We start from the raw sequence: 25,468 nt of genomic DNA, 5'->3' as shown, positions 1-25,468 counted from the left end.
CTTGGTTGGGTTTCGCCTTTTGATCCGATTGGTAATACCTGCTCAATAATAATAGCTCAACCCAACCCAGGGCTAGAGCGTCTGAGGGAATGCTAGATTTGACCATGACAGTAACTCAGCAGACAAACTACCATCAGGATTTTGGCATGAAAATTCATGGCTTGAGCGGACTAAAACTTTAATCTTTTCTCAATCTTTCTAACAGTTCAGAGCGGGATAAATTCACTAAAGAAAGAAGTAACCCGGTGCGTTCTGAGATGGGAAGTTGGGCAATCTGTTCAACTAGACCAGACAATTCCGAATCTAGGGTTCCAAACCGCCCTTCCAGAAGACTAGCTATCAGCGAGAGTTGTCCCTCTAAAGTGCCTTCCTGTTTTCCTTCTATTTTCCAATCTTCTCGCTGTTTTAGATAGGCTGGTGATAGGTTCATGATGTCCTCCTGTTCCTCGCTACTTAAATTATCTCTCAATTCCAAATTCTTACGCCAGTTGGCTAGAATTTCTAACAAATTTTCTTTAAAAGAGTTATCTTCTGGCAATTGAACTAACTCTTCTACGGCTCTTTTTTGTGTTTCTCCTTTTCCTAAAACCCTCAACCATAAAGTGTCTTCACTCACTGGTAACTGGTGGATGGCAACGATTGCCACTTTGAGGAAGTCAGCTAAAAAGTAAACCCCTTTTAACCAATTCCTCTCATCGCTGTCAGCCCTGAATCCTTGAATCATTCTAGCTGAAAAGGTGGGGGTGAGAATCCATAAAACTGGCAATTCTGCGACCGTCAGAGTTTTGTTTGCCCGTTTCGCCTTTCTTAACAGGTCATTATGAACAGTATATAACTTTGATATACAACTGCGAATCTCTATTTCTGAGGGCGGGTTACGGAAAGGTTCAAACAAACAGGAAGTCGCCGCCATTTTTCCGAGTAAACCTAAAGGGAGTTCGGTCCTTGATGGTGAACTGGCCGGTTCAAACCAGACATCTATTTCTTGAACCTCACTTTTCACTTTCTTACTCTTTTTTATGGTTCCTAGAGGCGCTAACAGTTCCTCTAAATATTCCTTGGCAAATTGGTCGTGAATTTGGCGGGTCATTCTCGGAGATGACTGAGAATATAAAGGGGGATAAACTATCCTATTATATCATTAATTAAAAAGGAATCCAATCGACAACATTGATCCCTAACTAGGAATCAACTTGAATAGGAGAGGAACGTCTTTTAAAAGGCATTATTTTTTTGATTAATTCAGGTGTAATTAAGCCTTGTGGATAAAAAATTGTTCCCAAAACGATTAAAATTCCAAAAATAATCAAACGACCATCGCGCAAGAAATTCCCCAACCAAATTGGTAAACCATTCACGCCGCCGAGGGCGCGTAAAACTTCGGGCAAAGCAGTTAAAACAATGCCTCCCACCACCGGACCGACAAAAGTTCTTGAACCACCAATTAAAACAAAAGCCAAGAAAATAATACTAGAATCAAAGGTTCCTTGACGGGAATTCCATGTATTGAGAAAATGGGCGCTTACCGCTCCCACCACTGCCGCTAAAACTGCCCCGAAAGTGAAGGATAAAACTTTGTGATAGGTGGGATTAATTCCCATGGATGCAGCCGCCAATTCATCGGCACGAATGGCGTTAAATGCCCGACCAATTTTGATGTTTTCTAACCGGTAGAGAAACAGCATAGTTAGGAATAAGAGGGGCAAAGCCAGCCAAAGGTAGCCTAATTGAGTGGTGAAAGGTTGGGGGATGGCGAAAATACCGACCGCACCGCCGGTTATCTCGAGATTAAGGGCAATAATTCTCAAAATTTCTACCCAGGCGATTGTGGCAATAGCTAAATAAATACCTCGCAAACGGAGAACAGGAATACCTAAAATTATGGCTAATATTCCCGCAATAATGCCAGCAATTAACATTTCTAAAAAGACCAAAGCCAGGGGATAATTGCCACCGGTATTAGTAAAAACTTTCGTGGAAAGAATGGCGGCCACATAACCCCCTAAAGCGTAAAAACCGGGGGTTGCTAAGGATAATTGACCGGCCATTAAGGGCAGATAAACTGAAATGCCTAAGCTGGCTCCAAATATCATTGAAACAATTAAAAAACCATAGGTGGTAAAAAAATCAGCCATATTTTCAGTGAGCGGTTATTGGGGGCTTCAGTTAGGGGAGTCAATTAGCTAATTTTATCACCGTTCTCTCCCACCTCATTCTCCGGTAATTCTCGAAATTATCATAATTTTTTACTTGGCACTTTTCCTATATGGTAGCGTTCGCCACCTTAAAAGCAGACGGGATGATCGATGATGGGAAAAAGTATCTTTCTTAACTTTGTCTGGGAAAAAATTCAGGGGAATTTATGAAACAGCAGCATTGGTTACTCGGACTCCTACGGCTGAATTTCCCGATAAAATGGCAGTAGCGAGCGAAAAAGTCCTAGAAGCTGAGGATATTATCAGTTTTACCCCAGAAGCAATCCATCAGGTCGAGGCAATCGGTCAGGAACCGGTAATGTGGTTTTAAACGTTTTCAATTCGATCCTCTCACTAATTAGGTAGCTGGTTATAATTAAATTAAAAATGGATTTTAGGTTCGATCCCCCCTGCCCCCCTTGATAAGGGGGGTGCCGATCCCCCCTTAATCCCCCCTTGATAAGGGGGGTATCTGACAACTTTTAACGCCTACCTAATTAGGTTAGAGAAATGATAGATAAATGAGAGGATCATGAGAGAAATATGAAAGTTTTTTGGGGAAAAATTAGTTAAGATAAGGGGAAATTAAAGGATAAACAACTATAGATGTTTACTTCACTCGAACTTTTAACCACTTCCTTTGTTGCCGTGGGATTAGCCGCCGATGCCGTGGCCGTTTCTCTGACCAGTGGCCTGATGATTCGTCATATTCATGTTAATAAGGCTCTGAAAATTGCTTTGTTTTTTGGGGGATTTCAAGCAATTATGCCGATGATTGGTTGGGGGATCGGCCTAACCTGTCGCGATTTCCTCGCCTCTTTTGACCATTGGATCGCTTTTATTATTTTAGGGGCGATCGGCAGTAAAATGATCTACGAAGCTGTTCAAAATGACGACGAAGAAAAAAAATTTAATCCTCTAGATTGCTATACTTTAATCGGATTAGCGATCGCTACTAGCATTGATGCTTTAGTAGTTGGTTTGGGTTTATCGATGATTAAAACTCCCTTACTTTTAGCTTGCACTGTCATTGGTTTTATTACCTTTGCTTTATGTTTTATAGCTGTTTTTATCGGGCATAAATTCGGTAATTTATTTAGTCAAAAGGTGGAAATTCTCGGCGGTTTAGTTTTAATATTAATCGGCGGTAAAATCCTCATTGAACATTTAATCGCCTAGATTATCTCCATTTTTCACTATGCTCCCCCTTTTCCTGACTGTTTCAAGAAGGAAGTAGCTAATTCGGGATAACCGGCCTCAATTAAAGCCTGATCTCTGATGCGACAGGAATCACATAAACCGCAGGGTTCAACTTCTCCTTGATAACAAGACCAAGTATCAGCAATGGGAACACCTAAACTAACAGCACGACGGACGATATCTACCTTACTATCCATCACCAAAGGAGCAATTAATTGGGGTGCTTTCCCTTCTAAACCCGCTTTCGATGATAAATTCGCTAAAGTTTGAAAGGCCTCTAAATACTGGGGACGACAATCGGGATAACCAGAATAATCCACCGCATTAATTCCTAAATATATCGCCTCCGCTTCCCTTGCTTCCGCTAAAGAAAGAGCGATCGAAATAAAAACTGTATTTCTCCCCGGCACATAGGTAATCGGGATAATATTCGGGTTAATTCCCTCTTGGGGAATAGCTATAGATTGATCCGTTAAAGCGGAACCTCCCCACAAAGATAGATTGACTTCGATCAGATGATGTTCTTTAATATCGAGAAAATTAGCAATTTTTTTCGCCGCCGCTAATTCACGCTCGTGTCTTTGTCCATAACGAAAGGAAAGGGCAATTAATTGATAACCAGCCGCTAGAGCGATCGCTGCTGTTGTCGCTGAATCTAATCCCCCAGAAAGTAAAATAATCGCCTTTTTTGTCATTATCCTAATGTCACCTGTGTTTGTTGATAATTAGCTACTAAGATAAATTGTTTGAGCCACCGCGAACCTAACAAAATCTCCTTAATTGCCTCCCCTGCAAAGACGGGAATTTCGTATTCCTGACCATCAATTCTTACTCTGCCTAAATATATATCAAAAAATGCTTCTCCTTGAGCGGTTATCAATTTATTTTGTCGCAAAAAACGCCAATCAAGACTGTCAGCATCTTGACTATTTATGGCTAAAAACTCGGTAAAACCCGTATCCAGCATAACTTCTGCGGGTAGAATCAATCCATCATCGCCAACTAAATCGATATCAAAATAAATTTGTCCTTTGGTTCCAAATCTCCCTTCAATCATATTCTGCCACTAACTCCAGTTTCATTAATGCCAAAGATATGATGGATTTTGTCGGGATATTTTGCCCTTGCTTTTTTACTGGCCACTTCTTGATCGGGATCGATAAAATAATCGCCGCTATCGGGTTCGATCGCAATGTACCAACCATAATAATGTTTCATTAACCGGGGCTGTAAACTCTGAAAAATCGGCCAACAACGATGATAAAATTCTAATTGTCGGGCGCGATGTTTGGCCTTTTCTTCCTCTGTAGATTGAATCTCCGGAAAAACTCGACCACGACGCACTACTCGTTCAGAATTGTTGTTAGACATAGTATTTGACCTCTTGTTAGTAAATTAGGGGTTGGGAATTATGAATTATGAATTATGAATTATGAATTATGAATTATGAATTATGAATTATGAATTATGAATTATGAATTATGAATTATGAATTATGAATTGGGGAGTGGGGAGAATAAATAAAAAGTAATCTCCTGACTTGAAAGAGGGTGTAGGGTGTAGGGTGTGGGGTGTAGGGAAGGAAACCTCTTTCATCTGTGGGGGTGAAAATTTTTTCATCGAGACTGACTCCTGATAACTGACTACTGACTACTGACTCCTGACTCCTGATAACTGATAACTGATAACTGATAACTGACTAGCGGACTCCTAAAAACTTATGGGTTTGGAGACTGAGACGCCATTGGGGATGCTGGAGAACATAATTAAAGACTAACTCTTTGCTTTCTACCGTATTCCATTCGGGTTGTAGATATTTGATCACCCCTTCCGATAACTTACTTTCCTGCATAGCTGCCCAGTCTAAATCCTCTGGATGAGCCACGACAATTTTTAACTCATTCACCCGTGTATAAATACTAGGATCGGGCATTTTATAAGTTTTAGGAGAAAAAGTCACCCAATCAAAAACCCCAGTAAAAGGATGAGCGCCAGAAGTTTCTAAATGTACCCGTAAACCCTGATTTTTTAATTCCTTGGTTAAAGGATCAAGATTGTGCATCAAAGGTTCACCCCCAGTAATCACCACCATAGCGGGGTTAGCCCCTTTTGCCATCTCTACCAATTCCCCCAGGGATTTTTGGGGATAACGGTGGGCATTCCAAGACTCTTTTTGGTCGCACCAGGGACAATAGACATCGCAACCTCCCAAACGGAGGAAAAAAGCATTGCTTCCCGTCCAAAAGCCTTCGCCCTGAACAGAATGGAAAGTTTCGACCACAGGATAGGTACAATGGTTTATGCTAACCGTTTTCATAGAATCAGTATTATAGAAAATATGGACATTCCCCTGAACTTTGCCAAATACATCCAATGGTCTGGCATTGCCACGCTGGTTTTTTTGGTACTTACGATTATCGCTTTTCTCGTCGGTTGGGGAATCCGCTTTCGTCTCGTCGGTATCACTAGCTTTATGGCTGTGTTGACGGTGGGGATTTTCGGTCTTGGGTTAGGATTATTTACCCGTACCGAAATTCCGGGAGCGGTGAGATTCTCCCTTGTCTATGATAACGGAGCAAATCAAGCTGTTATCTCCCTGCCCAATACTGTTACTGCCGAGCAAGTGGAAGCAACCCTAAAACAAGCCGCTAGTGACTTGTTTTCCTCTGGTCGCGCCGGTGCTGGCGGTAATAATCAATTTATCATTAGCGCTCGCACTCTCGTTCATCCTCAGCCCGGTTTATCTGCTCCTTTGTACTTAGGACAGATTAAAAAATCCTTCTCCGCCCCGGGGGATAATACACCCGAACTACAGCTTTTTCCCGAAAGTTTCGCTAAAATTAGCCAATAATCCTTGAGGTTGTCAAAAAATGTCCAATGCTGTCGCTGTTTTGCCCCTGTTAATCGCCCCCGCACAAGTGATTCGGGGTGACAATGCCCTAGAAGAATCCACCGGCAAATTAGCGGATTTGGGTAAACGTCCCCTCGTGGTGGGCGGCGATCGCAATTTAGCTTTTTTGTCATCTCCCCTGAAAAATCTCACTCCTAGCTATCACAGTTACGCCCCCGATTGTTCGGAAAATTCCCTAGCCTATTTAAAGGCATCTGTCAAGAGTCATGAGGCAGATTTTATCATCGGTGTGGGTGGCGGCAAGGCCCTCGATACGGCCAAATTACTCGCCCATCAGTGCCATTTGCCGATCGCCACGATTCCCACCTCCGCGGCCACCTGTGCCGCTTGGACAGCCCTATCTAACATCTATTCTGACGCGGGGGCGTTTCTTTACGATCTGTCCCTAGCCCGTTGTCCAGATTTATTAATTCTCGATTACGGTATTATCCAAACTGCCCCGAAAAGAACCTTAATCGCCGGTATTGGCGATGCGATCGCTAAATGGTACGAAGCTTCCGTCAGTAGCGGTCATTCCACAGAAACCCTGATCATTGCCGCTGTCCAACAAGCCCGGGTTTTGCGGGATATTCTTTTCCAAAAATCCCCGGCAGCCCTGGAAAATATCGGCGGGGAGGACTGGAAACAGGTGGTAGATGCCACCGTTTTATTAGCCGGAGTAATTGGTGGTTTAGGGGGCGCTAATTGTCGTACCGTGGCCGCCCATGCAATTCATAATGGTTTAACCCATATTCCCGCTTGCCATCACGCGCTCCACGGGGAAAAAGTCGCCTACGGCATCCTCGCCCAATTGCGTCTAGAGGAAATAGTTTTGGGTAATCAATTGGCAGTATCGGCCCGGGGGCAACTAATCCAGTTTTATGAACAAATTGGTTTACCGAAATCCCTAGAGGATTTAGGATTAAGAGATGTTTCCCTTGCCCAGTTGCGCCACGCGGCCGCAATTGCCTGTCAGCCTAATTCGGACATTCATCGTCTGCCTTTTACGGTTTCCCCCGAACAAGTTATGGCGGCCATGGTTTCTACTACCACTGCCGATACGATCGGGCAGAAAGTTAAAGCTAATTAACGGGAATATTTTCGGGACTGATTAATAAAATTCTCACCTATAGCCCTAGGTTTTGAGCAGCAAATCAATCACAGCCCTCAACTAAACCATCCTGAAAGTCCCCCAAGCCTGAAAATCCTGATGCTGACAATTAAAAGAATAATCACCCTTCAATTGTGGGTTGGGTTGAATGATAGTGAAACCCAATAGGGAGTAAACGTTGGGGGTGGTGCGTTCCCAAATACAAATTAATGTTAAAGCCACAATGGTTTGAGGGAACGCACCCTACAGGCTCATGCTGAATAGGACAAAAATAAATGGAAGGAGTAAAAAAATGCCGACGATAGATCTAGAGAAAACACGGCAAGCCTGGACAAACTTAAAGCCAATACTCTTTATTCCTCGTAGCGAATCAGAATATGAACAATTAGTAATTATGTTAGATAATTTGATAGATGAAATAGGAGAAAATGAAAATCATCCTCTTGCTTCTTTAATGGAAATTTTGGGAATATTAACAGAAAACTATGCACAGGAAAATGTTCCCGAATTATAAATGGTAGGGGTGGTGCATTCCCAAATATTGGTTAACCTTGAAATTGTCATGTTTTCAGGGAAACGCACCCTAGGAAGCGATGCGTGCGCCCCAAATCCTTATCTGGCAAAAGACTTAATTGATTAGTTCGTTCTAGTCGGGTGTGGGGTAAAATCGGTGCGATCGGCTTTCTCGATGGCTCAGGTTCTAGCATATATCGTGTAAATGCGCTAATATTCAAACTAAAGCCGTCCTCAAAAGACGGGGTTTGGAACTCAATTTTTCGATGACGACAATAATCGACGAGTTAAGGCAACAATGGCAAGATCGCCTCTCTCAAACAGAGGATTCCTTAACCGATCGCCAAAGGGATACCATTATCAATTGGTTACTCGGTGAAGATAGCCAACGTTGGGAAAATTTAGATGAGAGAGAGCTAGAAATCGCTAAACGGGGATTAGTCTATCTTTGGCAAATTCTGCGGCAACGCTATCTCAAGGTTAGTCCCACCCGCGCCTATCGTAACCTGATCGATCGTCTCGGCGCTTGTGTCACTCTCCGGCAAAAAATTCGCACTTGGGTTTCCTTAAGTCGCGATCGTCGGCAAGCGGTGGCCGATGTCTTGCAAGAAATTATTCAAGAAATGTTAAATAGCGATCGCTATCTGCAATCCCAGTTAACATGGATCGCTCGTTGTACCAACGAGCAAGCTACTCGCGATCAGCTGCTGTTAGCCACCCTAGAGGAATACGCTCTGCGTCCGATCCGCAATCAACCCCTGTTAGCCTATCGTTTTGTTAATTATCTCCGTCGTCAATCGAGAAGCGGTATCACTAATGTGCCGCAGCAAGAAATGATCCGGATTCTCTCCGATGAAATTAGTGGTGATGAGGGGGAAACTAGCTTAAGTTTACTGGATCAAAATGCGATTGCCACCTACGAAGATCAACGCACTTGTCAAGAAGCGCAAATTCTCCGAGCAAAAGTTCAAGAGAGTTTTGCTAGGTATCTAGAGGAAAATGTTAGTCGGGAGGCGGTGACTTGGTTTAACCTCTATCTAGGGGGCGAAAGCCAAGATGCGATCGCCAAAGAGATGAATATTCCCATCCAACAGATCTATCGTCTCCGGGAAAAAGTTGGCTATCATGCGATTAAGGTTTTTGCCCTCAAGGAAGAGAGAGAATTAATCGCTGAATGGTTACAAATCAGCCCGAAAGAGCATAATTTTGGCTTAACTCTCAGTCAATGGCAAAGTTACTATGCTGGCCTTTCTCCCACGGGTAAAAGCGTTATCGAGGGCTTAAAAGCGGGTAAAACCCTTGAGGAAATCGCTGGCGAATTAAACTGTAAACGCACGCAAGTGGTCAAAGAATGGACGCAACTTTATCTAAGCGCCCAAAGTCTCAGGACAAAAACCTAATCAGTTATCAGTTATCAGTTATCAGTTATCAGTTCACTGAGAAAACTCCCCACACCCCACACCCCACACCCCACACCCCACACCCCACACCCCACTTCCCATCCCCTTTTTGATTTTTGACTTCAAGAAATATGTGGATTATTAGCAAAAAAGTCGGTGTATTTACCCATTATTTAACCTCTACGGGGACATTTACACCTAGCATGGACAAAGCCAGTAAATTTTCTGCTCGGGAAATGGCGGATATTATGGCTAAAAAATACGGGGGAATAGTAGAGGCCATGAGATAATTATGACCATTGGCATTTGGATTTTAGGGGATCAATTATGGACAGGACAAGCGGCCTTAGCTAATCGTCAAGCCTATTCACAGGAAACACCAGTTATTTTAATTGAATCCCACAATCATATTCGACAAAGACCCTATCATCAGCAAAAATTAGTTTTAATCTGGTCGGCGATGCGTCATTTTGCCGAAGAATTAAAAACTTTAGGATGGTCTGTAACCTACGAAGTTACTGAAGATTTTGAGCCGATTTTATCCGCTTGGATTAAACGATTAGGCATTAAAGAATTACAGATAATGATGCCTAATGATTTGCCCTTTCTTAGATTAATTAAAAATCTCAATTTAGACTGTGCTATAACCCTAATTGATAATAATCACTTTCTCTGGACAAGGACAGATTTTAATAATTGGGCTAAATCTCGTAAAAGACTATTACTAGAGGATTTCTATCGAGAAAGTCGCAAAAAATGGCAGATTTTAATGGAAAATAATCAACCCATAGGAGGACAATGGAACTTTGATAAACAAAACCGCAAACCGCCCAAGGATGGATTAAAAACAACTGATCCTCTTTGGTTTGAACCCGATGAAATTACCCTTCAGGTTATCGCTGATGTGGAAGCTTTAGATATTCCTAAATATGGAAAAATCAAACCTTTTCGCTGGGCAGTAACCCGCAGACAAGCTTTACAGGTTTTGGAGCATTTTATTACTAATTGTCTGCCCAACTTTGGACCATACCAAGATGCGATGGTAACGGGAGAAGAAACCCTCTGGCATTCCCTATTATCTCCCTATCTGAATCTAGGATTACTAACGCCGATGGAAGTGATTCAAGGGGCAGCAATTGCCTATAAAAAAGATAATTTAGCCCTAAATAGCATCGAAGGATTTATCCGTCAGGTGTTAGGATGGCGGGAATATATGCAGGGTATTTATCATTATTTGGGAGAAGATTACGCTAATGGTAATTGGTTTGAGCATCAACAACCCTTACCAGCTTTCTTTTGGGATAGTAAACAAACCGAGATGAATTGCCTCAAACAAGTATTATCACAGGTGGAAAATACCGGTTATGCCCATCATATTCAAAGATTAATGATTTTGAGCAATTTTGCCTTAATTTTTGGTTGCTCTCCCCAAGAGATTGAAAACTGGTTTCATAGTGTTTTTATCGATGCCTACGATTGGGTAATGCAGACTAATGTGTTGGGAATGGGACAATTTGCCGATGGGGGAATTCTCGCCTCCAAACCCTACGCCGCCTCGGCCAACTATATTGATAAAATGAGTGATTATTGTCGGGGTTGTCTGTATAAAAAAAATGAACGAGTCGGGGATTTAGCCTGTCCTTTTAACTTTCTTTACTGGGATTTTTTGGCACGACATCGAGAAAAATTAAAATCCCAAGGTCGAGTTAATATGATTTTAGGTCATCTCGATCGAATGTCGGCAGCTGAACTTAATCAAATGCGCTGCCAGTCCAACCAATTAAGAGCTATCAGTAGTCAGGAGTCAGGAGTCAGTAGTCAATAGTCGGGAGATTATAGCGTTTGTCACACCTGTGTGGTACATTTAAACTTTTGCTGATTAAGCTTTTCAACATCGATAATGTACCTCTTGCAAACAGGAAACGCTATATCTTTATTTATTCTCCCTTCTCCCCACTTCATAATGGGAGCATCCCAATTATGTAATGAGTATAAATGCTCGGAAGGGGGAGAAGGCTTTTGTAGTAACGATTCTGGTTTGAATCACACAATTTAGAGAACCGTTAAAAATCTATGAACTCCCGAAAAGGCTTGCCATCTAAGCATTTCGCATCTAAGTACAATTTCTTATTGCAAAAGTGGGATGCTCCCCTTCATAATTCATAATTCATAATTCATAATTCCCATCTCCCCACTTCCCCAACCCCCAAACCCACTATGATAATTGCTATATGAGTAAATCAAAAGAAAAAAACCGGATTGCCTATCAGGAATTTGGAGATCAAAGTAATTCTCAAGCTTTTGAGCGTTCCATTCCTGAATTACCCCCAAATCAGCAGAATTTGCGAGTTCAAACCTCCCGCTCTGGTCGTGCGGGAAAAACCGTTACCATGGTTACAGGTTTTCAATGCCAAACCGAAACTCTGACGAAATTATTAAAACAGTTAAAAACTGCTTGCGGAACGGGTGGTACAGTGAAAGAAAATGCCATTGAGATCCAAGGAGATCATCGCCAAAAAATTCTACAAATTCTCATTGAATCGGGTTACAAAGCCAAAATTAGCGGAGGATAGCTAAAAATCATGATTCCCTCTTGGTTGCTTATCGGTGTCGTGGGGTTTTTGGTAGCGTTAGCTGGGGGATTACTCAATTCTCGCGATGTACGTTGGTTTGCGCGATTGCGTCGTCCCGATTGGTTAACCTTTGAAAGATTAATCCCGCTTATCTGGACAATTATCTATATTTGTGGGGCAATTTCTGCTTATTTAGTCTGGGAAGCTCAACCGGCTAATCGCTGGTTTTTGATGGCTTTTTATCTGTTGGTGGAATTGACTATTACTGCCTATACTCCCGTCACCTGTAAACTACGCAGTCTCAAAGCGGGAACGATTATCGGAGGTACGGGTTTTTTCTTGGGTTGTCTTCTGGCGCTATTGGTTTTCCCTGTTTCTTCTTGGGCGGGCATCCTACTCTTACCCTACCTGATTTGGAGTCCGATCGGTACCTATGTGACTTGGGAAATGAGCCATCTCAATCCTCGGGATGTATAGATAGGTAAAGTGGGATGGGTTAATTTTTAACCCATCCCACAGATCTTATTGCCATCTACCAACTTGAAAATCTAGACTGTTTTTTCCGCTCTAACTCGCTCTACCCTGCGAGGAATGGAGCAATCAAGGAAGTTAGGAACCTCCTGACGACAGTGAGGACAATACCAGTAGGCACGACTAGCCACAAGGTGACGAAGGGTAATTCCCGAACATATAGGGCAGTTGTGCATGGATTGTTAGACTAATTTTAAAAGCTTTTAAAATTGTCTTACCTCCTACTGCGATTTTAAACAAAATCGCCGCTCTTTAACTCTAACTTTAGGTAGAAACCTAGTGTTTCTTTCGATAGACTTCCCAGAAAATACCTAAGGATGAGGACGGAAAAGATGGGAATGTTGCGGGTGATAAAGTTGCGATCGAGTTCCTGTAATCTGGTTTAAAGCGGGACTAATTAGATAAAGGGTAGTTCTAGTTAAATTTTCCCGATGGGTTAATTGGGCCATCTCTGACAGGGGGACAATCCAGATTTTTTCGTCGGGCCAACCGAGACGGAAACAAACGGCCACCTGTTGCTCTGGCCCGTAGTATTGTAGGAGTTTTTCCTGGGCTTTGTCAACATGACGGGCGGCTAAATATAGGCATAAACTGGCTTTATGGGCGGCTAAAGCGGCTAATTCTTCACTTTCTGGCATGGGAGATGCTTTTCCTTCCACCCGGGTTAGAATAATTGTCTGGACTAATTCCGGAATCGTTAATTCTAGGGCCAATTTGGCCGCTAATCCTTGAAAGGCACTAATTCCGGGGATTAGCTGAAAGGGGATATCTGCTGCTGTCAAAAGCTCAATTTGTTCTTGGATGGCACTATAGAGACTTAAATCCCCCGATTGCAGTCGCACCACCGCTAAACCCCGACGCACGCGATCGATCATTAAAGGGATAATTTCCTCTAGGGTGATGCTACTGGTGGGAATTAACTCGGCATCTTGACGAGTATCCTCAAGAATCTGTTTGGGGACGAGGGAATCAGCAAAGAGGATAACATCGGCTTTTTGGAGAATTTTATAGGCTTTTACCGTCAATAATTCCGGATCTCCGGGGCCCGCACCAATAAAATAGACGGCCGGGGAGAGCGCCGAGGAGTCAATTAAAGTCATACTAAATCCTGTTTAAAGGGGAAGTGGGAATTATGAATTATGAATTATGAATTATGAAGTGGGGAGACCACTTCGTGCGCGTTGCGGGGGGAAGTGGGGAAGTGGGGAAGTGGGGAAGTGGGGAAATTTCAACTAAAACCCCAAAACCCAACCCCAAAACCCAACCCCGATCATTAACCTGAACATTTGTATTTAATTAGGGTGAATGACTATAATTAATGATAAAGCACAGTCAGCATTGACAATGATTAGCGATCAATCCCTCCCCCCCCAAAATATTGAAGCGGAAGAATCTATCTTAGGTGGTATTTTACTAGATCCAAAAGCGTTAGGTAGAATCAGTGATTTTTTAATTCCAGAAGCTTTCTATGTGAAAACCCATCAAGATATTTATCGTGCGGCACTTGCTTTACAAGGGAAGGGAAAACCGACGGATTTAATGACGGTTAGCAGTTGGTTACAGGATAATCATCTGCTGGAAGAAATCGGGGGAATGCCGCGATTGTTACAATTAATTGAGCGCACTGTCTCGGCTGCTAACATCGATCGCTATGCTGAATTAGTGATGGATAAATATATGCGTCGTCAGTTAATTTCCACCGGGGGAGAAATTATCGAGTTAGCTAGGGATACGACGCTAGAATTAGAAAATGTTTTCGATGAATCGGAACAAAAGATTTTTCGTCTCACCCAAAAACGACCCCAGGAGGGTTTAATTTTTCTGGGGGATACTTTAATCGAAACTTTTAACGAAATTGAGAAGATGCAGGAGACCACCACTCTACCTGGTATCGAAACTCAATTTTATGATCTCGATGCGATGACCAGTGGTTTACAACCCTCGGATTTAGTTATTATCGCGGGGAGGCCTTCCATGGGAAAAACTTCTTTTGCTCTTAATATTGCCTATAATATCGCTCAACAGAATTTACCTGTGGCGGTCTTTAGTTTGGAGATGTCTAAGGAACAATTAGCCCAACGTTTGTTATCGAATGAGGCTAAAATCGAAAGTAATCGGATTCGCTCTGGCCGTTTGGGACAAAATGATTTAGAGAAGGTTCTTGAGGGACTAGATAAGTTATCAAAGTTGCCCATATATATCGATGATAGTGCCAATTTAAGTGTAATTCAAATGCGTTCCCAAGTGCGTCGTTTACAGGCAGAAAAAAAGGGACAAATAGGCTTAGTTTTAATCGATTATCTGCAATTAATGGAAGGGGGAGGTGATAATCGCGTTCAGGAAATTTCTAAAATTACCCGCAGTCTTAAGGGTTTAGCGAGAGAAATTCATGCTCCAGTAATTGCTCTTTCTCAGTTAAGTCGCGCCGTGGAATCTCGCAATAATAAAAGACCGATGATGTCCGATTTACGCGAGTCGGGATGTTTAGCGGGTGATAGTTTAGTTGAGTTAGCTGATCCTCGTGCTAAAGTGCCAATTCGTCAGTTAGTGAATTGCTCTAATTTTACGGTTTTTGCTCTTAATGAGGAAACAATGAAATTAGAAAAAGCACTGGTAACTAAGGTCTTTTCCACAGGATTTAAGCCAGTTTTTCGATTAACAACTCGTTTAGGTCGCACGATTAGAGCTACAGCCAATCATCAATTTTTGACTGTCCACGGTTGGCAAAGATTAGATGAATTAAATATTGGTAATTATATCGCTTTACCTCGCTCTCTTAGTAATTCAGACCTAACTTTTAATTGGGATGAAGTTATGGCAATTCAAGCGGATGGAGAGACAGAAGTGTATGATTTAACAGTAGATAAACTGCATAACTTTATTGCCAATAATATCATCGTTCATAATAGTATCGAACAGGATGCGGATTTAATTATGATGTTATACCGAGATGAATATTATAACCCCGATAGTCCCGATCGAGGTGTGGCTGAAGTAATTATTACTAAGCATCGTAATGGTCCCACTGGCACAATTAAGCTACTTTTTCAACCAGAATTTACCAAGTTTCTCAATCTTAAACAAAGTCGCTCTAATTATTAAAATGCAAGCAAATATTAATTATATAAAAACCAATTGGCTCTTAATACTTTTGGCAATTATCCTAACTCTTGGTGTGGTTTTTCGTTGGGCAAATATCGATAAAAAAGTCTATTGGCATGATGAATCCTACACCACGATTAGAACCACTGGTTATCAAGCAAAGGAAATCGCTGATACTATCTTTCAAAATCGTCTTTTATCTACCACAGAATTAGAAAAATTTCAACAACTTAAACCCGAAAGTAATATTTTTGATACAATACAATCTCTCGCTCAAGAAGACCCTCAACACCCACCTTTATACTTTATTATCTCTCGCTACTGGGAAAAAATATTCGGTTTTTCTCCCGCTTCTTCCCGCAGTTTAGCGATTGTTTTTAGTCTTATATCTCTGCCATTTATTTACTATCTATCCCTAGAACTATTTACATCAAAGTTAACGGCAGTTTTAGCAGTAATTTTATTGGCACTCTCTCCAGTTGATATAATATTTTCTCAAATGTCTCGTCAGTATAGTCTTTTGGTTCTGTTAACGATAATCAGTCAATTAATGCTGTTAAAATGCCTCAAAAAAAGAACTCTTGTTAATTGGTCTTTATATACCTTATCTAATACTCTCGGACTCTACACCCATCTCTTTTTTATTCTTAACTTATTTGCTCAAGCAGTCTTTATACTTTGGTATCTTGTTATGAAACCAGAGCGAAAAAATAACTTGATATTTTTCCTGTTATCTGGGTTAACAATGATAATTTTATATATACCCTGGTTACAGGTTTTTTTAACTAACTCTCAAAGGGCCTTTAACTCCACCAGTTGGGCTGCCGTTAACTATCTCGATTGGGTATTGTTCGGTAAATTATGGCTCTTAACTTTTACTTGTCCATTTAGCGATAGCGATTTTGGTTTTAATAACATCTTCACCTATATATATAGACTAATTTTTTTAATCTTAACTATCTATGCTTTTGAGCGAGTTTATCGCTACAATAACCCGATAGTTTTTACTTTTCTGATTACCTCAACCCTAGTACCTTTCCTAGCTTTAGTCATTCCCGATCTAATTTTGACCACCACTAGATCAACTGTCACCCGTTATCTAATTGCGACCTTTCCCACTATCTATATAACTGTGGCTTTTTTCTTGTCACAATTGCTTAATCAAGGTAAATTTTCAGGTAAAATTATCTTGACTTTTTTGTTAACTGCTAGTATAATATCTAACTTTAATAATGCTCTTTCCGAAACCAGTTGGGCAAAAGTTCCTAGTTATTGGAATGGCGAAGTTGCCAGAAAAATTAATGCTGTACCCAATGCCATTATTATCAGCGACGAAGGTAATGACTGGACTAACTTAGGTGATTTGCTTTCCCTTAATTATCGTCTTAATGCTGATGTACAATACTTCCTGACTACCACTAACCCCGATACCGATAAGTTAAAAGAAGTTCTAGAAATTCCCCAGGCCAACTTATTTCTTTTTCGTCCTTCCAATCGGTTATTACTGGCCCTAGATCAATTGGATGTTCGTCGTGATGATTTCTATCCTCAAGGTCAATTGTCGCAAGTGAAGAAATAGGTAAATATATAAGTAGTAGGACAAAATTAACTTCTTGGTTAGGATAGGCGCTCATGCAAGAGGCAAGAGGCAAAAGATGGTTAGATATGTCTAATTAATTGTGTCTAGCTAGGGTTTGCCGAATAAATCTAAAAACCTTGTTGGGTAAGACTTTTAGACTTTTTGTCAATCAAAAAGTACCATATCTGGGAGGGATCGGGGGGAAAATTCTGGGACTTTTTCCCTGAAAATTAGGTAATTTACCAGATGAAAATGGGTAAAAACCTACACCCCACACCCCACACCCCACACCCTGTCCCCACGAAAAACTTTTTCGGCAAACCCTAGCTATATATTTTTGGTCGATCTAGCCTGAAAGAGTTGAGCAAAGCTGTTATCATAACCAGTTAAAAGCGTTAATCTTCACCTTAAAGAAATGACTTTTCTAATTCCGACCAGCATTTGGCGGCAAATTCTTAAAAAGCTCCCCATACTACTATTCTTAGCATCTTTTCTCATAGTCCTACTATTAGGCTATTTTTCCGCTGCTTTGTCTCAAAGTCGAGATCCTGATATTCGCGGTGTTTGGATTACCACCAACGATACTGCGATGCTGATGGACAGGGATAAACGACAACAGGCGATCGAGCAATTAGTTAATCTTAATTTTAATGCTATCTATCCCGTGGTCTGGAATTCCGGTTATGCTCTCTATCCCAGTGCGATCGCCCAACGGGAAGGAATACAGCCTTTTGTGCCTACGGGAGCGCAGGGACAAGATATCTTGGCAGAATTGGTGGAACAAACCCGTGGCAGGGGATTATTGGTCATTCCTTGGTTTGAATTCGGATTTATGGCCCCTCCTACCTCAGAATTAGCGTTAAAACATCAGGACTGGTTAACCCAAAAACGCGACGGGGGGACCACTTGGGTGGGGGCAGCCGGTGAGGTGGTGTGGTTGAATCCTTTCCGTCCCGAGGTGCAGAATTTTCTGCGGGAGTTAGTCTTGGAAGTGGTGGGACAATACGATATTAACGGCATCCAATTCGACGATCATCTGAGTTTACCCAACGAATTCGGCTATGATCCCTATACTATCGCCCTTTATCAACAGGAAACGGAAAAAACGCCTCCAGCTAACCCCCGGGATCCCGAATGGACAAAATGGCGGGCCGATAAAATCACCGCTTTTCTGGCTAATCTCAAAGAATCAATTGAGGCAATTAAACCGAATATACTGCTTTCGATCGCCCCTAATCCCTACGAATTCGCCTATAATGGTCATCTACAGGATTGGCTCGGTTGGGTGCGGCAAGGATTAGTCGATGAGTTAATTGTACAGGTTTATCGTCCCGATCTGCCCAGTTTTCTCAAACAATTAGAGCGTCCCGAAATTCAGGAAACCCAGCAAACGATACCCACTGGTGTGGGGGTTTTAACCGGTTTACGCAATCGACCGATCGCGTTACCCTTTATTGAAGAAAAGGTATTGGCTGCTCGTCAACGGGGTTTAGGGGTGATTTTCTTCTTTTATGAAAGTCTCTGGCAGCAAGCTTTGGAATCTCCAGAAACCAGAAAAGCGGCAATTCAAGCGCTGTTTTCCCAACCCATCACTCCCCGTCTTCCCGTGCTGGAAAATATTCCCTTAGTTAGTACGCCTGAACCTATTTACCAGCCAGAACTAACCCCCACACCTCCCCCCTTAGCGCCGGACGGGATCGAAATTCCTGTAATTCCCCCTCCGGGTAGTTAATAGCAATTTTTGCCCACAGAGTCAATGCCACTGGTCGCTTGAACCCCCCCCCTGAACGGTTACAAAATTATTTTCATTGAAAAATTTGGGTCTGAAACCCTGCCGTTTTACGGCGGCTTTACTGTCAAATATGAGCATCGTTTACAAAATATATGCTAAAATGTGAGGTATGGAAAAAGCCTATTCTTACCGATTTTACCCAACACCCGAACAAGAGTCGCTATTGCGGCGCACTTTGGGCTGTGTAAGATTGGTTTACAATAAGGCACTCCATCTCAGAACACAAGCATGGTACGAAAGACAAGAAAGAGTAGGATATACTGAAACTTCTTCAATGTTGACTGATTGGAAAAAGCAAGAAGAATTAAACTTTCTCAATGAAGTAAGCTGTGTTCCTTTACAACAAGGGTTAAGACATTTACAAACAGCTTTCACTAATTTCTTTGCTGGTTGTACTAAGTATCCCAACTTTAAGAAAAAACATCAGGGGGGAAGTGCCGAATTTACCAAATCTGCTTTTAAGTTCAAAGACAAACAAATCTATTTAGCTAAATGCACAGAACCTTTACCTATTCGATGGTCAAGACAAATCCCAGAAAGCTGTGAACCAAGCACAGTAACAGTCAGATTACACCCTTCTGGACGTTGGCATATCTCAATTAGATTTGATGACCCAACAATTAAGCCTTTACCAGTAACAGATAAAGCCATTGGAATTGACTTAGGAATTAGTAGCCTCGTGATTACCAGCGACGGCGATAAAGTATCTAATCCCAAGCATTTTAAGAAACATTATCGGAGACTGCGAAAGGCACAAAAAAGCCTTTCTAGAAAACAGAAAGGCTCAAAGAATCGAGAAAAAGCGAGAATCAAAGTAGCCAGAATTCACGCTCAAATCACCGATAGTAGAAAAGACCATTTACACAAGCTAACCACTCAATTAGTTCGTGAAAACCAAACGATTGTGGTTGAGAATTTAGCCGTCAAGAATATGGTCAAAAACCCGAAATTATCTCAGGCAATATCTGACGTTAGTTGGGGAGAAATCACCCGACAATTAGCCTATAAATGCCGTTGGTACGGCAGAAATTACATCGAAATAGATAGACAGAGTAAATCTGTTAAGGCAGGTGCGAAAAATCCTTCGGGAAAGAAGCAGAAACCTAAATCGTGAGGTTTGGGAATCACCGTCCGTTTACGGCGGCGAGGATGTCAATCTTCGCATTTTGGTGTCCTGTCAAGATAATAATCGTGTTGTTCGGCTCCGTCAGTGGGGAGTTGAGCGATAATTTCTGGCGGAACATCAGCCATAATTTCCTGAGCGATTTGCCAGATGGGTTTACGAGTTTCAGGATATTTTTCTGAGCGTGCCGATAGGAGGAAGTCGAGAACTTCTTGTAGGAGAGGCTCGGAGCTTTTCTCAATTTCCTGCAGGAGTTGTTCTTTGGCTGTCATGGGTGGTTTGGAATGGGGGGATATTCCAGATTATAGAGATTTATCGTGCGATCGCCGCTCTTTTGTCCTTGGGTATGACGTAAAAATTTAGGGTTCGGAGAGTGGGCTTCTAAGCTGACATCAGGTAATCTTTGAGTTCGGGATATTTGGGAAATAAGCTATCAATACTGGCGAGTTTTGCCTTATATTCCAAAGCCGTACCAATAATGATGCGGTCAAAGGGATCTTTGTGAACGGGAGAGAGATTAACCGCTTTTAGGGTAATTTCTGGAGTTAAAGGTAATAATTCAATGCCTGAAGGGGTTAGGGCATCGAGAAGCCATTGTTGGATGGGAATATCCAGTGCTAAACGACCTTTTTGATGGGCCAAAGCCATTTCATAACAAGAAATGGGGGATACTCCTACGCTATCGGCTTGTTGAATCTGGGCTTTCCATTCTAGGGGAAATTGCTCAAAGTTTTCATTGATATACCAAAACCAAATATGGGTATCAAGGATGATCATTTTAGACATTCCCAATCTTCTTGTTCCACGATAGGACTGACAATATCCCCTAAGGTTTTGCCTTTACCGATTAAATGAGCAGGGGTCGTGCGTTTTACTTGGGTCGAGAGAGATGGTTCTTCTTCAATGATAATGATGGCGCGAATATTCTGTGCTTTGGGCTTTTCCCCTAGCCATTGGATGCGATCACCTTGGATGGTCACGTCATAATGTTTGAGCATGGTTAAGGTTCTCTAATAATTCTCTTAACTAAGTCTATAATATGACAATGAGAGTCTAAATGTGTTGATAATGACTATTTAATTGAAAGTTGTAACAGTCGTTCAGTTATGGAATACTGATGGGATGAAGCAAAACGACTTACTAATCTTCTTAAACACGGTATAGATTTAGCCGATGTTCCCGCCGTTTTCGATGGGGACCTTTTAACGGTTGAAGATGATCGTCTCGATTATGGAGAGCAGCGTTTTGTTACATTGGGTTTACTAAAAGGGCGAATTATTGCCGTTGTCCATACTGAACGTGAGGATTACACTCGTATTATTTCTGCAAGAAAGGCAACGAAATATGAACAACGAACCTACTTTAAGCAACTCTCAAACTGATTGGCAACGATTAGACGCAATGAGCGACGGCTCTTCTAGGTTCTGTGTGATAAGTTTAATTGACATAGGATCGATCGATCTTTGTGTCCTTTGTGTCTTTGTGGTTCGTTCCACCCCCTCGCTCTTGAGAAATGTATCTTAGAATACATTTTACCCACCAAAGCTGGGAGAGCCGAGCGACGAAGATATTGATTTGTCAGACTGTCCAGAAATTACACCTGAAATGTTTGCTAAATCCGTAGTGCTGCGAAGTGTCCCCGTAACCAAGGCCAAAGCTGAAGTTACTCTCTCCATTGATAATGATGTATTCGAGTGGTTTAAATCTCAGGGAAAAGGCTATCAAACACAGATCAATCAGTTGCTTCGAGCCTATATGGAAGCGCACCAATAACCATTAAATCTATAGTTTGATTATTATTTCTAATTGATCCCAAATTCTTGATCAGTAGTTCCATATTATTTTTACCAATCACACCGAGAGGATAACTAATTTTTTAAAGGTGGACAAAATGCCCACCCTTAAAACTATTGTAAACTGCTAGTTAACTGACTTTTGGCCTTAGCTAAAGCTTCGCTTAACTTACTAGCATCCCGTCCCCCAGCTTGAGCTAAATTGGGACGACCACCACCACCACCGGCGCAGATTTTAGCGATCGCACCGATAAATTTACCCGCTTGTAAACCCTTATCTTTAATCACCCGGGGACTAAAAGCGGCCACTAAACTCACTTTATCAGCTGCGGGAGTCGAGGCCAAAATTACCGCCCCTTCCCCTAATTTTTGCTGTAGTCTTTCGGCTGCGGCCATCAAATCATTAGCATCAATATCGCCCAAAGAAGCGACTAATAGCTTAAATTCGCCGATAGATTCAGCTTGAGATAGCAAAGCATCCGATTTATTTAGTGCCAACTCCTGTTTAACCGCTTCTAACTGCTTTTGTGTGCCTTTTAACTCCGATTGTAGGGCTGTAATGCGATCGGGAATTTCCAGAGGTTTGACCTTAAAGCGATCGCACAGATCCCGCACCACCTGATCCCGTTCATTCAGGTATGCTAACACGGCGGGGCCGGCCACCGCTTCGATGCGTCGAATTCCTGCGGCGATTCCCGTCTCGGAGATGATTTTAAATAAACCGATCTCGGCGGTATTTTTAACGTGAGTTCCCCCGCATAATTCCATAGAAACGCTAGGAATATCAATAACTCGCACTTCTGAGCCGTATTTCTCGCCAAACATGGCAATAGCTCCCTTCTGCTTCGCTTCTTCCAATCCCATCACCGCTATCTCGGTGTCATGCGCTTCGGCAATCCAAGTGTTAATCTGTTCTTCCACCTGTTGCAATTCAGAGCTAGTCAGGGGACGAGGACAGTTAAAATCAAAACGGAGGCGCTCAAAACTGACGAGGGAACCCGCTTGGGAAATCCCGGCATCGACAAGCTTTTTCAGGGCCGATTGTAGCAGATGGGTCGCGGTATGATTAGCTTGGGCGCGACGACGACAGGAGCGATCGATCTGAGCATTAATTGTATCGCCGGTGGTGACAATTCCCCGCTCAATCCGACCAAAATGGATAAAAATCCCCGATTCTTTCTGCACATCCTCAACGCGGATAAGCAGATTATCGCCGGTTAAATAACCCTTATCACCGATTTGTCCACCCGATTCAGCATAAAAAGGCGTTTGATCCAGAACTACCTGCACCTCAGTGCCTGCTGCGGCCGATTCCACCGTTTTACCAGCGACTAAAACCGCCGTTACTGTTGCGGTTGCTTGCAAATCCGTATAACCGAGAAATTCCGTCGGGTGAATATGTTCTGCCAGCTTATCTAAACTGCCCTGTACCGTCAAATCTATGGTTTCGTGGGCGGCTTTTGATCTTTGCTGCTGTTTTTTCATTTCCTGCTCGAAACCCGCCGTATCGACGCTTAAACCCTGCTCCTCGGCGATTTCTTGAGTGAGTTCGAGGGGGAAGCCATAGGTATCATAAAGGGTAAAGGCATCGACTCCCGAAATCTGGCTTTTTTCTTTTTCTAGAATCGATTCGAGCAGTTTCTCGCCTCTTTCTAGGGTTTCTAAAAATCTCGCTTCCTCTCGCTCTAATTCTGCCTTGATCACCGTTTCTCGTTCCCGAACATTGCCATAGACGGACTCGGAAAGAGCGATCGCCACTTCCGCCACTTTGGTGATAAATTGACCTTCAATACCGATTAAACGCCCGTGCCGTACTACTCTACGAATCAGACGACGCAAGACGTAACCTCTGTCAGTATTCGATGCTGAGATACCATCCGCCACCATGTGTACTACTGAACGCACATGATCGCCGATGACTTTTAGGGAAACTTTCGTTTTTTCGTCCGCTTTCTGGTAGTCTATGGCTGCTAACCGGGCTGCTTCGGCGACAATCGGGAAAATTAGGTCAGTTTCGTAGTTATTGGCGACTTTTTGCAGGATTTGCGCCATCCGTTCCAAACCCATCCCCGTATCGATATTTTTATTCGCTAGGGGTGTTAGATTGCCGTCCGCGTCGCGGTTATACTGCATGAAGACGAGGTTATAAAACTCGATAAAACGGCTATCATCCTCTAAATCGATGGTTTTATCCCCTAATTCCGGGTGAAAATCGTAGTAAATTTCCGAACAGGGACCACAGGGACCCGTGGGACCCGATACCCAAAAGTTATCCGCTTCGCCCATTTTTTGGATACGATGGGCAGGAATACCGATTTTATCGCGCCAGATAGCGAAAGCTTCCTCATCCTCTCTAAAGACACTAACGACTAATCTTTCGGGGGGAAGGTTAAAAACTTCTGTGGACAATTCCCAGGCCCAGGCGATCGCTTGTTCTTTAAAATAATCACCAAAGCTAAAATTGCCCAACATCTCAAAAAAAGTATGGTGTCTAGCAGTCCGGCCGACATTTTCGATATCGTTGGTGCGAATACATTTTTGGGAAGTGGTAGCTCGGGGAAATTCTGGGGTCTTTTGTCCCAAGAAAATCGGCTTAAAAGGGAGCATTCCCGCAATAGTCAGCAAAACGGTGGGGTCTTCTGGTACTAGAGAGGCACTAGGGAGAATTTTATGGTTTCTGGCCGCAAAAAAGTCTAAAAATCGCTGGCGAATCTCGCTTCCGCTTAGGTGGTTGCTCATAGAAGATGTCAGTTAGTCAGAAAATGCCTATTTTATCCATTGTGGCATTTTTGCGTTTTAACTCTCCACCTTTACTCTCGTGCCGCTTGTCGGACCTGTTCTAAGTCTAAATCCAAAGCTTGAGCGACTTGTTCCACACTTAAACCCAAAACCAGCAAACGGGGAATAGATTCCAGTTTTCCTTCCTGTCGTCCTTCCTGTCGTCCCTCCTGTTTAGTTGCTTCCTTCCATTCCTGATAGGTTTGAGATAAGGTCATAAACACCTCTCTATCGTCAGTTTCTAGGATGTTATTTATTTCCATACTAACCCGCCAACTAATCAATAATTCCAGCACATTTTCCCGGAAAGCATTACCTTGAGGTAATTCTAACAATTCTCGCACCGCTTGGTTTTGCGTTTTTCCCCGTCCTAATAATCTTAACCAGAGAGTCTCAGCAGTCACAGGCAATTGATTAATAGCGATAATTGCCGTGCGATAAAGCGCGGGAAGAAAATACACTCCTTCTGGCCAATCTGGGTCTATTTTTGCCCCAATACTCTCTAACAGAGTCAGACTAGCGGCAGGGGATAAAATCCACAAACGAGGAGCATTGTCTTCATTGTAACTCTGATTTTCCCGTTTAGCTTGTCTTTGCAGTTCGGCCAAAATCGCCAAAAGTTTTGCTAAACAATTACGAATCTCGCTCCGGTTGGGAGGATTGCGATAGGGTTCAATCAGGACAGTATTAAGGACAATTCTGCCTAATAATCCCAGATAATTGGGGTTGGGTTCGGGATTGGGGGAAAAAAATAAATCTATCTGTCGAGTTTCGTCGCTGACTTCTTTGCTGATTTCGACGATTCCCAGGGGAGAAAGTAAGTAGTCGTGCAAAATTAATTTCCTAGTGAAGATAGGCAAAAGGCAAAAGGCAGGAGGCAAGAGGTGG

The 25,468-nt window shown here is 42.5% G+C and carries 28 protein-coding genes and 2 pseudogenes; 17 read left to right on the top strand and 13 right to left on the bottom strand.

The features are described 5' to 3' along the window. Window positions 1-178 precede the first annotated feature (178 nt). Complete coding sequence (locus tag B5D77_RS14615) at window positions 179-1,090, bottom strand: hypothetical protein (protein WP_061430168.1); 912 nt, start codon at window positions 1,088-1,090, stop codon at window positions 179-181. A 91-nt stretch (window positions 1,091-1,181) separates the two neighbouring features. Beyond that, complete coding sequence (locus B5D77_RS14610) at window positions 1,182-2,135, bottom strand: branched-chain amino acid ABC transporter permease (RefSeq protein ID WP_106909101.1); 954 nt, start codon at window positions 2,133-2,135, stop codon at window positions 1,182-1,184. A 199-nt stretch (window positions 2,136-2,334) separates the two neighbouring features. On the opposite strand from B5D77_RS14610, the gene B5D77_RS14605 reads away from it, so the two are divergent. Together B5D77_RS14605 and B5D77_RS14595 are read left to right on the top strand one after the other, a co-directional pair. Next, window positions 2,335-2,526, top strand: coding sequence for a hypothetical protein (locus B5D77_RS14605; RefSeq protein WP_039900637.1), 192 nt, complete (start codon window positions 2,335-2,337; stop codon window positions 2,524-2,526). Between the two features lie 275 nt (window positions 2,527-2,801). Next, a complete protein-coding gene (locus B5D77_RS14595; protein ID WP_045359923.1) occupies window positions 2,802-3,374 on the top strand; it encodes a manganese efflux pump MntP family protein in 573 nt (190 codons plus the stop codon). A 17-nt stretch (window positions 3,375-3,391) separates the two neighbouring features. Here B5D77_RS14595 and queC read toward each other — a convergent pair whose 3' ends face one another. The 5 genes from queC to B5D77_RS14575 all read right to left on the bottom strand — a co-directional run bounded on the left by queC (window position 3,392) and on the right by B5D77_RS14575 (window position 5,712). Next, the gene (queC, locus tag B5D77_RS14590; protein WP_106909100.1) at window positions 3,392-4,090 is read right to left on the bottom strand and encodes a 7-cyano-7-deazaguanine synthase QueC; all 699 of its coding nucleotides are present in this window, start codon (window positions 4,088-4,090) and stop codon (window positions 3,392-3,394) included. Continuing rightward, window positions 4,090-4,452, bottom strand: coding sequence for a hypothetical protein (locus tag B5D77_RS14585; protein ID WP_002781773.1), 363 nt, complete (start codon window positions 4,450-4,452; stop codon window positions 4,090-4,092). Before B5D77_RS14585 ends, queC begins: the two co-directional genes overlap by 1 nt. Next, window positions 4,449-4,766: a hypothetical protein gene (locus B5D77_RS14580; protein WP_002736011.1), complete on the bottom strand. Its 318-nt coding sequence runs from the start codon at window positions 4,764-4,766 to the stop codon at window positions 4,449-4,451. The genes B5D77_RS14585 and B5D77_RS14580 overlap by 4 nt, the downstream gene beginning before the upstream one ends. A 115-nt stretch (window positions 4,767-4,881) precedes the next feature. After that, window positions 4,882-5,067, bottom strand: coding sequence for a hypothetical protein (locus tag B5D77_RS28125; RefSeq protein WP_371515168.1), 186 nt, complete (start codon window positions 5,065-5,067; stop codon window positions 4,882-4,884). A 27-nt stretch (window positions 5,068-5,094) separates the two neighbouring features. Further along, the gene (locus tag B5D77_RS14575) at window positions 5,095-5,712 is read right to left on the bottom strand and encodes a 7-carboxy-7-deazaguanine synthase QueE (protein WP_106909099.1); all 618 of its coding nucleotides are present in this window, start codon (window positions 5,710-5,712) and stop codon (window positions 5,095-5,097) included. On the opposite strand from B5D77_RS14575, the gene B5D77_RS14570 reads away from it, so the two are divergent. The 8 genes from B5D77_RS14570 (at window position 5,689) to B5D77_RS14540 (ending at window position 12,359) form a co-directional block, all read left to right on the top strand. Beyond that, window positions 5,689-6,246, top strand: coding sequence for a Ycf51 family protein (locus B5D77_RS14570; RefSeq protein WP_106909098.1), 558 nt, complete (start codon window positions 5,689-5,691; stop codon window positions 6,244-6,246). The genes B5D77_RS14575 and B5D77_RS14570 overlap by 24 nt on opposite strands. 19 nt (window positions 6,247-6,265) lie before the next feature. Further along, window positions 6,266-7,375: an iron-containing alcohol dehydrogenase family protein gene (locus B5D77_RS14565; protein ID WP_106909097.1), complete on the top strand. Its 1,110-nt coding sequence runs from the start codon at window positions 6,266-6,268 to the stop codon at window positions 7,373-7,375. Between the two features lie 313 nt (window positions 7,376-7,688). Continuing rightward, window positions 7,689-7,910, top strand: coding sequence for a hypothetical protein (locus B5D77_RS14560; RefSeq protein ID WP_106909096.1), 222 nt, complete (start codon window positions 7,689-7,691; stop codon window positions 7,908-7,910). A 265-nt stretch (window positions 7,911-8,175) separates the two neighbouring features. Next, window positions 8,176-9,309 carry a HetZ-related protein 2 gene (locus B5D77_RS14555; RefSeq protein ID WP_106909095.1) on the top strand — a complete coding sequence of 378 codons (1,134 nt, stop codon included), beginning with the start codon at window positions 8,176-8,178 and terminating at the stop codon, window positions 9,307-9,309. A 131-nt stretch (window positions 9,310-9,440) separates the two neighbouring features. After that, complete coding sequence (locus B5D77_RS26265) at window positions 9,441-9,599, top strand: hypothetical protein (RefSeq protein WP_008206835.1); 159 nt, start codon at window positions 9,441-9,443, stop codon at window positions 9,597-9,599. 2 nt (window positions 9,600-9,601) lie between these two features. Further along, complete coding sequence (locus tag B5D77_RS14550) at window positions 9,602-11,134, top strand: cryptochrome/photolyase family protein (protein ID WP_106909094.1); 1,533 nt, start codon at window positions 9,602-9,604, stop codon at window positions 11,132-11,134. 406 nt (window positions 11,135-11,540) lie between these two features. Further along, on the top strand, window positions 11,541-11,882 hold the full coding sequence (locus tag B5D77_RS14545) for a translation initiation factor (protein WP_002740237.1): 342 nt from the start codon (window positions 11,541-11,543) through the stop codon (window positions 11,880-11,882). Between the two features lie 9 nt (window positions 11,883-11,891). Further along, window positions 11,892-12,359 carry a TspO/MBR family protein gene (locus B5D77_RS14540; protein ID WP_002799098.1) on the top strand — a complete coding sequence of 156 codons (468 nt, stop codon included), beginning with the start codon at window positions 11,892-11,894 and terminating at the stop codon, window positions 12,357-12,359. A 365-nt stretch (window positions 12,360-12,724) separates the two neighbouring features. Here B5D77_RS14540 and cobM read toward each other — a convergent pair whose 3' ends face one another. Further along, window positions 12,725-13,513: a precorrin-4 C(11)-methyltransferase gene (cobM, locus tag B5D77_RS14535; RefSeq protein WP_106909093.1), complete on the bottom strand. Its 789-nt coding sequence runs from the start codon at window positions 13,511-13,513 to the stop codon at window positions 12,725-12,727. A gap of 244 nt (window positions 13,514-13,757) precedes the next feature. Here cobM and dnaB point away from each other — a divergent pair, with 244 nt between their 5' ends. From dnaB to B5D77_RS14515, 4 genes are all read left to right on the top strand, one after another. Then, window positions 13,758-15,515: a replicative DNA helicase gene (dnaB, locus tag B5D77_RS14530; RefSeq protein WP_106909092.1), complete on the top strand. Its 1,758-nt coding sequence runs from the start codon at window positions 13,758-13,760 to the stop codon at window positions 15,513-15,515. A gap of 1 nt (window position 15,516) precedes the next feature. Continuing rightward, window positions 15,517-17,094, top strand: coding sequence for a glycosyltransferase family 39 protein (locus B5D77_RS14525; RefSeq protein WP_106909091.1), 1,578 nt, complete (start codon window positions 15,517-15,519; stop codon window positions 17,092-17,094). 415 nt (window positions 17,095-17,509) lie between these two features. Next, window positions 17,510-18,826, top strand: coding sequence for a family 10 glycosylhydrolase (locus B5D77_RS14520; protein ID WP_106909090.1), 1,317 nt, complete (start codon window positions 17,510-17,512; stop codon window positions 18,824-18,826). A 169-nt stretch (window positions 18,827-18,995) separates the two neighbouring features. Then, window positions 18,996-20,000, top strand: a complete 1,005-nt coding sequence (locus B5D77_RS14515; protein ID WP_106909089.1) for an RNA-guided endonuclease TnpB family protein — start codon at window positions 18,996-18,998, stop codon at window positions 19,998-20,000. Between the two features lie 38 nt (window positions 20,001-20,038). Here the strand turns inward: B5D77_RS14515 and B5D77_RS14510 are convergent, their stop codons facing one another. From B5D77_RS14510 to B5D77_RS14500, 3 genes are all read right to left on the bottom strand, one after another. Continuing rightward, window positions 20,039-20,281, bottom strand: coding sequence for a hypothetical protein (locus B5D77_RS14510; protein ID WP_008205809.1), 243 nt, complete (start codon window positions 20,279-20,281; stop codon window positions 20,039-20,041). A gap of 109 nt (window positions 20,282-20,390) precedes the next feature. Next, a complete protein-coding gene (locus B5D77_RS14505) occupies window positions 20,391-20,786 on the bottom strand; it encodes a type II toxin-antitoxin system VapC family toxin (protein WP_008205811.1) in 396 nt (131 codons plus the stop codon). After that, window positions 20,783-21,007: a hypothetical protein gene (locus B5D77_RS14500; RefSeq protein ID WP_008205812.1), complete on the bottom strand. Its 225-nt coding sequence runs from the start codon at window positions 21,005-21,007 to the stop codon at window positions 20,783-20,785. Before B5D77_RS14500 ends, B5D77_RS14505 begins: the two co-directional genes overlap by 4 nt. A 120-nt stretch (window positions 21,008-21,127) precedes the next feature. On the opposite strand from B5D77_RS14500, the pseudogene B5D77_RS14495 reads away from it, so the two are divergent. The 3 genes and pseudogenes from B5D77_RS14495 to B5D77_RS14490 all read left to right on the top strand — a co-directional run. After that, window positions 21,128-21,391, top strand: a pseudogene (locus B5D77_RS14495) (BrnT family toxin); the annotation flags it as partial. Window positions 21,392-21,437: 46 nt separating this feature from the next. Further along, a pseudogene (locus B5D77_RS28120) lies at window positions 21,438-21,633 on the top strand (hypothetical protein). Then, window positions 21,585-21,782, top strand: a complete 198-nt coding sequence (locus tag B5D77_RS14490; RefSeq protein WP_232306231.1) for a BrnA antitoxin family protein — start codon at window positions 21,585-21,587, stop codon at window positions 21,780-21,782. Before B5D77_RS28120 ends, B5D77_RS14490 begins: the two are co-directional and overlap by 49 nt. Before the next feature lie 134 nt (window positions 21,783-21,916). Here B5D77_RS14490 and alaS read toward each other — a convergent pair whose 3' ends face one another. Together alaS and B5D77_RS14480 are read right to left on the bottom strand one after the other, a co-directional pair. Beyond that, the gene (gene alaS, locus B5D77_RS14485) at window positions 21,917-24,541 is read right to left on the bottom strand and encodes an alanine--tRNA ligase (RefSeq protein ID WP_106909088.1); all 2,625 of its coding nucleotides are present in this window, start codon (window positions 24,539-24,541) and stop codon (window positions 21,917-21,919) included. A gap of 71 nt (window positions 24,542-24,612) precedes the next feature. Beyond that, window positions 24,613-25,413, bottom strand: a complete 801-nt coding sequence (locus B5D77_RS14480) for a flagellar assembly protein H (RefSeq protein ID WP_254052966.1) — start codon at window positions 25,411-25,413, stop codon at window positions 24,613-24,615. Between the last annotated feature and the right edge of the window lie 55 nt (window positions 25,414-25,468).

Source organism: Microcystis sp. MC19 (genome assembly GCF_003019735.1).
GTDB lineage: Bacteria > Cyanobacteriota > Cyanobacteriia > Cyanobacteriales > Microcystaceae > Microcystis.
The sequence above is the reverse complement of the archived record's forward strand: the minus strand, read 5'-3'. Positions and strand labels throughout refer to the sequence as shown.

Excerpts from the sequence above, each read along its gene's own strand:
- B5D77_RS14615 (WP_061430168.1), bottom strand. The coding sequence starts at position 1,090 with ATGACCCGCCAAATTCACGACCAATTTGCCAAGGAATATTTAGAGGAA.
- B5D77_RS14610 (WP_106909101.1), bottom strand. The coding sequence starts at position 2,135 with ATGGCTGATTTTTTTACCACCTATGGTTTTTTAATTGTTTCAATGATA.
- B5D77_RS14595 (WP_045359923.1), top strand. The coding sequence starts at position 2,802 with ATGTTTACTTCACTCGAACTTTTAACCACTTCCTTTGTTGCCGTGGGA.
- queC (WP_106909100.1), bottom strand. The coding sequence starts at position 4,090 with ATGACAAAAAAGGCGATTATTTTACTTTCTGGGGGATTAGATTCAGCG.
- B5D77_RS14585 (WP_002781773.1), bottom strand. The coding sequence starts at position 4,452 with ATGATTGAAGGGAGATTTGGAACCAAAGGACAAATTTATTTTGATATC.
- B5D77_RS14580 (WP_002736011.1), bottom strand. The coding sequence starts at position 4,766 with ATGTCTAACAACAATTCTGAACGAGTAGTGCGTCGTGGTCGAGTTTTT.
- B5D77_RS14570 (WP_106909098.1), top strand. The coding sequence starts at position 5,689 with ATGGTTTATGCTAACCGTTTTCATAGAATCAGTATTATAGAAAATATG.
- B5D77_RS14575 (WP_106909099.1), bottom strand. The coding sequence starts at position 5,712 with ATGAAAACGGTTAGCATAAACCATTGTACCTATCCTGTGGTCGAAACT.
- B5D77_RS14565 (WP_106909097.1), top strand. The coding sequence starts at position 6,266 with ATGTCCAATGCTGTCGCTGTTTTGCCCCTGTTAATCGCCCCCGCACAA.
- B5D77_RS14560 (WP_106909096.1), top strand. The coding sequence starts at position 7,689 with ATGCCGACGATAGATCTAGAGAAAACACGGCAAGCCTGGACAAACTTA.
- B5D77_RS14555 (WP_106909095.1), top strand. The coding sequence starts at position 8,176 with ATGACGACAATAATCGACGAGTTAAGGCAACAATGGCAAGATCGCCTC.
- B5D77_RS26265 (WP_008206835.1), top strand. The coding sequence starts at position 9,441 with ATGTGGATTATTAGCAAAAAAGTCGGTGTATTTACCCATTATTTAACC.
- B5D77_RS14550 (WP_106909094.1), top strand. The coding sequence starts at position 9,602 with ATGACCATTGGCATTTGGATTTTAGGGGATCAATTATGGACAGGACAA.
- B5D77_RS14545 (WP_002740237.1), top strand. The coding sequence starts at position 11,541 with ATGAGTAAATCAAAAGAAAAAAACCGGATTGCCTATCAGGAATTTGGA.
- B5D77_RS14540 (WP_002799098.1), top strand. The coding sequence starts at position 11,892 with ATGATTCCCTCTTGGTTGCTTATCGGTGTCGTGGGGTTTTTGGTAGCG.
- cobM (WP_106909093.1), bottom strand. The coding sequence starts at position 13,513 with ATGACTTTAATTGACTCCTCGGCGCTCTCCCCGGCCGTCTATTTTATT.
- dnaB (WP_106909092.1), top strand. The coding sequence starts at position 13,758 with ATGATTAGCGATCAATCCCTCCCCCCCCAAAATATTGAAGCGGAAGAA.
- B5D77_RS14525 (WP_106909091.1), top strand. The coding sequence starts at position 15,517 with ATGCAAGCAAATATTAATTATATAAAAACCAATTGGCTCTTAATACTT.
- B5D77_RS14520 (WP_106909090.1), top strand. The coding sequence starts at position 17,510 with ATGACTTTTCTAATTCCGACCAGCATTTGGCGGCAAATTCTTAAAAAG.
- B5D77_RS14515 (WP_106909089.1), top strand. The coding sequence starts at position 18,996 with ATGGAAAAAGCCTATTCTTACCGATTTTACCCAACACCCGAACAAGAG.
- B5D77_RS14510 (WP_008205809.1), bottom strand. The coding sequence starts at position 20,281 with ATGACAGCCAAAGAACAACTCCTGCAGGAAATTGAGAAAAGCTCCGAG.
- B5D77_RS14505 (WP_008205811.1), bottom strand. The coding sequence starts at position 20,786 with ATGATCATCCTTGATACCCATATTTGGTTTTGGTATATCAATGAAAAC.
- B5D77_RS14500 (WP_008205812.1), bottom strand. The coding sequence starts at position 21,007 with ATGCTCAAACATTATGACGTGACCATCCAAGGTGATCGCATCCAATGG.
- alaS (WP_106909088.1), bottom strand. The coding sequence starts at position 24,541 with ATGAGCAACCACCTAAGCGGAAGCGAGATTCGCCAGCGATTTTTAGAC.